Source organism: Achromobacter spanius, from assembly GCF_002966795.1.
GTDB lineage: Bacteria > Pseudomonadota > Gammaproteobacteria > Burkholderiales > Burkholderiaceae_B > Achromobacter > Achromobacter spanius_D.
In genome coordinates this window covers 6,333,666-6,340,208 of sequence record NZ_CP023270.1, presented here as the reverse complement: position 1 = coordinate 6,340,208, position 6,543 = coordinate 6,333,666, and the positions used below count along the sequence as shown (strand labels likewise).

Sequence of the window (6,543 nt, the reverse complement as noted above, 5' to 3'; positions counted from 1 at the left end):
GTCGCTCTTATTCAAACCTCGATTCTACCTTGCCCGGGCGGGGGTTATCCACAGGGAAGGGCATGAGTGTCTATATGATCCCTCCTTAACTGTTTGACAAGACAGGGAAAACTTGCTGAAATGGTGGGCTTTTCCGAATTCTGTCTGTCAGAAGGTTTCGCAGAAAGCTGGCCGGACACGCTCCTACAAGAGCAATTTGTCCGGTTTTTAGCTTTGCTGAATAGGTCGCCCGAGATGAAATTCTCGGTACAGAGCCCCGTCTAAGAGTTGTTTTTTGCACCGGTTGCAAAACCCGTTGCAAAAACGCTCTCTGGATACCCGCTTCTGCTTAGCGCGACGTGGAACCCTCCGGGCAGGTCCCTTCTGACTTTGTTCTTTTTGTGGATTGTCCATGAAACGCACCTACCAACCTTCCGTTACCCGTCGCAAGCGCACCCATGGCTTTCGCGTGCGCATGAAAACCCGCGCTGGCCGCGCCATCCTGAGCGCCCGTCGCGCCAAGGGCCGCAAGCGTCTGGCCGTCTAAGTCCAGTTTTCCGGTTTTCCGGAAACTGACTTTCGCACGGACCGACCATATTGCAAGACCTCTCGCAATCCTGTTCCGGTTCCGCGCAACCGCCTGATCCGCAGTCCATGCCGCGCTCCACGCTTCCCCCGGAGGCGCGGCTGCATCGCCCCTCCGAGTTTGCCGCCGCCCTTAAAGGCCGGCGTCTTGCCCGAGGGGCATTCTTCATTGTGAGCGCCGCTCCCAATGATCTGCCTCCCGGTCAGGACCCCTGTGCTCGCCTGGGGCTCATCATCGCCAAGCGGTTTGCCGCCCACGCCTCCACGCGCAACGCCTTGAAGCGGGTCATCCGCGAAGCGTTTCGCCATCGGCGCCTGGCGCTGCCGGCAAAAGATTACGTCGTGCGCCTGCATAGCAAGGTCGCGCCCGCCACGCTCACTGCGCTGAAACGCGCGGCCAGAGCCGAAGTGGACGCTCACTTTGAGCGGATCGCGCGATGATCAAGGCACTACTCATTGCCCCGATCCGGTTCTACAGGTTCTTCCTGAGTCCCTGGATCGGCCGGCAGTGCCGTTTTACTCCGACCTGCTCGGCGTACGCGATCGAAGCGATCGAGCGCCACGGTGCATGGCGCGGCTTCTGGATGGGAGTCCGGCGCATCGGCCGTTGCCACCCCTGGTCGCCTGGGGGCCTGGATCCGGTTCCGCCGGCCAAGGGAACCAACGACGCCCGTTGCTGCTCCCACAGCCACCGCATCGAGCACGATTGACGCTAAACTGGCGGGCTTTGCTGGCCCGTATTCACTTCAGTAGGCACCATGGATATCCGACGAACCGTCCTCTGGATGATTTTTTCCTTTTCGCTGTTGCTCCTTTGGAACAACTGGCAAATCCATAACGGCAAGCCGTCGCTGTTCGGGGCCCCGCCCGCGGCCAGCACGAGCGAATCGCCGGCTGCAGCCAACAACGCGACGCCGTCCGTGCCCAGCGCCCCGACAGCCACCGCTGCTCCGGCCTCCACGGTGCCTGGCGCCGCCACGCCCGTTCCCACGCGCTCCGAAGAAATCGTCATCACCACCGACGTGCTGCGCCTGACCTTCGACACGATGGGCGCCCAACTGGTGCGCGCCGAACTGCTGAAGTACCCGGCCACCGGCCAGGCCGACAAGCCCACGGTGCTGCTGGACCGCTCGGCGGGCCTGAACTATGTGGTGCAGACCGGCGTTGTCGGCGCCCCCAGCGGCCAAAGCTTCCCCACGCACCAGACGCCTTTCCGCCTGGTCTCCCAGGAACGCGAACTGACCGGCGACAACCTGGTCGTCACGTTCGAAGGCGAATCCGGCGGCGTGAAGGTCACCAAGACGTTCACCCTGCACCGTGGCCGCTACGACATCGACGTGCGCCATGACCTGGCCAACGTCGGCGCCGCCCCCGTCACGCCCTCGCTGTACCTGCAGATCGAGCGCGACGGCAACGACCCGGCCGACACGTCCAGCTTCTATCACACGTTCACGGGCTTTGCCGTCTACTCGGACCAGGACAAGTTCCAGAAGAGCACGTTCAGCGACATCCAGAAGAAGAAGGCCAGCTACATCAAGCAGGCGGACAACGGCTGGATCGCGGTGGTCCAGCACTACTTCGCCACGGCCTGGGTGCCCCCGCAGGGCAAGCCGCGCACCAACGAACTGCTTGAAGTCCAGCCGAACCTGTACGCCGGCCGCAGCATCGAAGCCGTCGGCGACATCGCCCCGGGCGCGGCCGCACGCGTCGATTCGCACCTGTGGGTCGGTCCGCAAGACCAGAAGGCCATGGCCGCGCTCGCGCCGGGCCTGGAACTGGTGGTCGACTACGGCTGGCTGACCATCATCGCCAAGCCGCTGTTCACCCTGATGACCTGGCTGCATTCCATCCTGGGCAACTGGGGCTGGACGATCGTCGCGCTGACCGTGCTGATCAAGGCCGTGTTCTACCCCCTGGCCGCCGCCAGCTACCGCTCGATGGCCCGCATGAAACAGGTGGCTCCCCGCCTGCAGGCCCTGAAGGAAAAGTACGGCGACGACAAGCAAAAGCTCAATGCGGCCATGATGGAGATGTACCGCACCGAGAAGATCAACCCGCTGGGCGGCTGCCTGCCGATGCTGGTTCAGATTCCGGTGTTCATCTCGCTGTACTGGGTGCTGCTGGCCAGCGTGGAAATGCGCGGCGCGCCGTGGATCCTGTGGGTGCACGACCTGTCGGTCCGCGATCCGTTCTTCATTCTGCCCGCCATCATGATGGCCACCATGTTCCTGCAGATCAAACTGAACCCGACGCCCCCGGATCCCATCCAGGCCAAGGTCATGATGATCATGCCGCTGGTGTTCGGCGGGATGATGTTCTTCTTCCCGGCCGGCCTGGTGCTGTACTGGTGCGTCAACAACATCCTGTCGATTGCGCAGCAGTGGTCCATCACCCGCGCCATCCAGAAGAAATCGGAAGCGGCGGCCAATCGCTGATCGCCCCCCCGAAACAAGAAACCGGCCTTTCGAGGCCGGTTTTTTTACGCCTGTTGCCAATGAAAAGCGAAAGGCACACTCAGCATTTTCTATGCCCATCAGGCATATACATAGGTATTACTTATCGCCGAAGCAAGATCAATCAACTTCACATAGCCCACCATGACACCTATGATGGCTCTGAATTTGCCCTCCGGCGGCGTGTCTGCCGGAGTTTTGCTGCAACGCCGCGCTGCCCGGCAACCTGGGCCGCGCCATTCAGAAACGACTTAGGGAGTGTGCCATGACCGACAAGAAGCCTCTGACTACCGCCTCGGGCGCCCCAGTACCGGACAACAACAACACCTTGACGGCCGGCCCGCGCGGCCCCGCCCTGCTGGAAGATTTCTGGCTCATTGAAAAACTTGCCCACTTCGACCGCGAACGCATCCCCGAGCGCGTCGTCCACGCCAAGGGCTCCGGCGCCTACGGCACGTTCACCGTCACCCACGACATCACCCGCTACACCCGCGCCAACATCTTTTCCAAGGTCGGCAAAGAAACGCCGCTGTTCCTGCGCTTTTCGACCGTCGCCGGCGAACGCGGCGCGGCCGACGCCGAGCGCGACGTGCGCGGCTTTGCCATCAAGTTCTACACCGACGAAGGCAACTGGGATCTGGTCGGCAACAACACGCCCGTCTTCTTCATCCGCGACCCGCTGAAGTTCCCCGACTTTATCCACACCCAGAAGCGCGATCCCAAGACCAACCTGCGCAACGCCACCGCGGCGTGGGACTTCTGGTCGCTCAACCCCGAATCGCTGCACCAGGTCACCACGCTGATGAGCGATCGCGGCATCCCCGCCAACCTGCGCCAGCAGCACGGCTTTGGCTCGCACACGTTCAGCTTCATCAACGCCAACAACGAGCGCTTCTATGTGAAGTTCCACTTCAAGTCGCAGCAGGGCATCGCCTGTCTGACCGATGAAGAGGCCGCGCAGGTCGTCGCCCACGACCGCGAAAGCTCGCAGCGTGACCTGTTCCAGAACATCGAAGCGCGCAATTTCCCGAAGTGGACGCTGAAGGTGCAGATCATGCCCGAGGCCGAAGCGGCGACGTATCACATCAACCCGTTCGACCTGACCAAGGTCTGGCCGCATGGCGACTATCCGCTGATCGAGGTCGGCGTGCTGGAGCTGAACCGCAACCCCGAGAACTACTTCGCCGAAGTCGAACAGGCCGCCTTCACGCCCGCGAACGTGGTGCCGGGCATCGGCTTCTCGCCGGATAAGATGCTGCAGGGCCGGATCTTCTCGTACGGCGACACGCATCGCTATCGCCTGGGCATCAACCATCACCAGATTCCGGTGAATGCGCCCAAGTGCCCGTTCCACAGCTTCCATCGCGACGGGGCCGGGCGGGTGGACGGCAACGCCGGCGCCACGATCAACTACGAGCCCAACAGCGCGGGCGAGTGGAAGGAAACGCCCTCGGCGGCCGAACCGCCGCTGGCGCTGGACGGCCAGGCCGCGGCACGCTGGAACCATCGCGTCGACGACGACTATTACTCGCAGCCGGGCGCCTTGTTCCGCCTGATGACGCCGGCGCAGCAGGAATTGCTGTTCGGCAACATCGGCCGCCACATGGCGAGCGTGCCGGAAGTCATCCAGCGCCGCCAGCTGGATCACTTCCGCAAGGCCGATCCGGCCTATGCCGAAGGCGTGGCCAAGGCGCTGGGTCTGAAGCTGTAAGCGGTACGCACCATCCATGAAATGGGGGCGGCATCATGGCCGCCCCCTTTTTCATTCTGATTTGCGCGATCGCCGCAACAATCACCGCACCAATCACCGCTGCATCCCCCAACGCCGCACCGTCAACCGCTCCAGCGTATCGAACGCCAGGTTTTCCACAAGCAGGCCGATGATGACCACCGCGGCCAGGCCCGCGAACACCCGGTCTGTGTATAACTCGTTGCGGTTCTGAAAGATGTACCAGCCCAGCCCGCCCTTGCCGCTGGACGCCCCGAACACCAGTTCGGCGGCAATCAGCGTGCGCCACGCAAACGCCCAGCCGATCTTCAGGCCGGCCAGGATGGCGGGCAGGGCGGCCGGCACCAGAATCTGCAGGACGTATCGCAACCCGGTCAGCCCGTAATTGCGCCCCGCCATCCGCAGGGTGTCAGACACCCCCAGAAAGCCCGCATACATGTTCAGCGCCAGCGCCCACAGCACGGAGTGGATCAGCACGAATATCAGGCTGCCTTCGCCCAGGCCGAACCACAGCAGCGCCAGCGGCAGCAGGGCAATCGCCGGCAGCGGATTGAACATCGCCGTCAGGGTGGACAACAGATCGCGGCCGAACCGCGTGGACACCGCCAGCGTCGTCAGCACAAAGGCAAGCACGACACCCGCCAGGTAGCCCTGCACCAGGACGCGCATCGACTGTCCCGCGCGCGCCAGCAGCTCGCCGCTGGTCACGCCCTCGGCGAAGGCCTGCGCGGTCTGCCAGGCGCCGGGCAACAGCAGATCGTTGTCGGTATAACGCGCCGCCAGCTCCCACACCGCCGCCAACAGGACAAGGATTACGCCCTTGCGCAGGGCGGCGTGCTGCCACAGCCGCTCGTGCCACGGCAGCGGCGCCTCGGCGGCCTGCGGGGGCAGGGGCGGCAGGTCGTATTCCACCTCGGGCCGAATGAACGCCGATCCGGCATGACTGATGCTCATGCGCGCTCCTTTCAGGCTGCCGCGCGCTCGGCCTGAGCCAGCGGCGGAGCGTCGAACAACAAATCGTGAATGCGGCGCGACGCCGCCTGAAACGCCGCCGATCCCTGGCTGTGCAGGTCAAAGCCGTGCGCATTCAGTTCGGCGCGCACGCGGCCCGGATGCGGGGACAGCAAAAGAATGCGGCTGCCCAGCACCAGCGCCTCTTCGATCGAGTGCGTGACAAACAGCAGCGTGAACCGCACGTCGTCCCATAGCGCCATCAGCTCTTCCTGCATGCGCCGGCGCGTCAACGCATCCAGCGCCGCAAACGGCTCGTCCATCAGCAGCACGCGCGGCTGCATGGCCAGCGCCCGCGCAATGGCCACGCGCTGCTTCATGCCGCCCGACAGCGTATGCGGGTAAGCATCGGCAAAGGCTGCCAGCCCCACCTTGTCCAGATAGTGCATCGCCCGTTCATCGGCCTCGCGCCGGTTGAGCTTGCGCGATGCCAGCAACGGAAACGCCACGTTCTGGCGCAGCGTCTTCCAGGGCGGCAGCTGGTCGAATTCCTGGAACACCACGATGCGGTCCGGGCCCGGACCTTGCACGGTCTTGCCGTCGATCGCGATCCGTCCCTCGGTGGGTTCGATGAAGCCCGCAACCGCCTTGAGCAGCGTCGATTTCCCGCAGCCGGAGGGCCCGAGCAGGATGAAACGCTCGGCGCCGTGCACGTCAAAACTGACCTGATGCGTCGCCCGCACGCGCCGTTCGCGCGTCTTATATTCGATCGACACCTTATCCACAGCCAGCAAAGGCGTGGGCCGTTGAACGTTATCCACAGGGGTGGCGGGACTCACAGCCATG

General features: G+C 63.7%; 7 protein-coding genes. 5 read left to right on the top strand and 2 right to left on the bottom strand.

Annotation, left to right across the window (positions count from 1 at the left end; genetic code table 11):
- Positions 1–391 precede the first annotated feature (391 nt).
- The 5 genes from rpmH (at position 392) to CLM73_RS28810 (ending at position 4,728) form a co-directional block, all read left to right on the top strand.
- Positions 392–526, top strand: a complete 135-nt coding sequence (rpmH, locus tag CLM73_RS28830; protein ID WP_006228069.1) for a 50S ribosomal protein L34 — start codon at positions 392–394, stop codon at positions 524–526.
- Between the two features lie 107 nt (positions 527–633).
- A complete protein-coding gene (locus CLM73_RS28825) occupies positions 634–1,005 on the top strand; it encodes a ribonuclease P protein component (protein ID WP_056566021.1) in 372 nt (123 codons plus the stop codon).
- Positions 1,002–1,274: a membrane protein insertion efficiency factor YidD gene (gene yidD, locus CLM73_RS28820; protein ID WP_056566024.1), complete on the top strand. Its 273-nt coding sequence runs from the start codon at positions 1,002–1,004 to the stop codon at positions 1,272–1,274. Before CLM73_RS28825 ends, yidD begins: the two co-directional genes overlap by 4 nt.
- 48 nt (positions 1,275–1,322) lie before the next feature.
- The gene (gene yidC, locus CLM73_RS28815; protein WP_105241307.1) at positions 1,323–2,999 is read left to right on the top strand and encodes a membrane protein insertase YidC; all 1,677 of its coding nucleotides are present in this window, start codon (positions 1,323–1,325) and stop codon (positions 2,997–2,999) included.
- Positions 3,000–3,282: 283 nt separating this feature from the next.
- Entirely contained in the window at positions 3,283–4,728 is a 1,446-nt protein-coding gene (locus CLM73_RS28810) for a catalase (protein ID WP_105241306.1), read from the top strand.
- A gap of 93 nt (positions 4,729–4,821) precedes the next feature.
- Here CLM73_RS28810 and CLM73_RS28805 read toward each other — a convergent pair whose 3' ends face one another.
- Positions 4,822–5,700 (bottom strand): ABC transporter permease, encoded by an 879-nt coding sequence (locus tag CLM73_RS28805; RefSeq protein ID WP_105241305.1) that lies wholly within the window; start codon positions 5,698–5,700, stop codon positions 4,822–4,824.
- Positions 5,701–5,711: 11 nt separating this feature from the next.
- Complete coding sequence (locus CLM73_RS28800; RefSeq protein WP_105241304.1) at positions 5,712–6,542, bottom strand: ABC transporter ATP-binding protein; 831 nt, start codon at positions 6,540–6,542, stop codon at positions 5,712–5,714.
- Position 6,543: the final 1 nt, after the last annotated feature.

Bases quoted from the DNA above. Each gene is read 5' to 3' on its own strand.
- CLM73_RS28825 (WP_056566021.1), top strand. From the start codon at position 634: ATGCCGCGCTCCACGCTTCCCCCGGAGGCGCGGCTGCATCGCCCCTCC.
- CLM73_RS28800 (WP_105241304.1), bottom strand. From the start codon at position 6,542: ATGGCTGTGAGTCCCGCCACCCCTGTGGATAACGTTCAACGGCCCACG.
- CLM73_RS28805 (WP_105241305.1), bottom strand. From the start codon at position 5,700: ATGAGCATCAGTCATGCCGGATCGGCGTTCATTCGGCCCGAGGTGGAA.
- yidC (WP_105241307.1), top strand. From the start codon at position 1,323: ATGGATATCCGACGAACCGTCCTCTGGATGATTTTTTCCTTTTCGCTG.
- yidD (WP_056566024.1), top strand. From the start codon at position 1,002: ATGATCAAGGCACTACTCATTGCCCCGATCCGGTTCTACAGGTTCTTC.
- rpmH (WP_006228069.1), top strand. From the start codon at position 392: ATGAAACGCACCTACCAACCTTCCGTTACCCGTCGCAAGCGCACCCAT.
- CLM73_RS28810 (WP_105241306.1), top strand. From the start codon at position 3,283: ATGACCGACAAGAAGCCTCTGACTACCGCCTCGGGCGCCCCAGTACCG.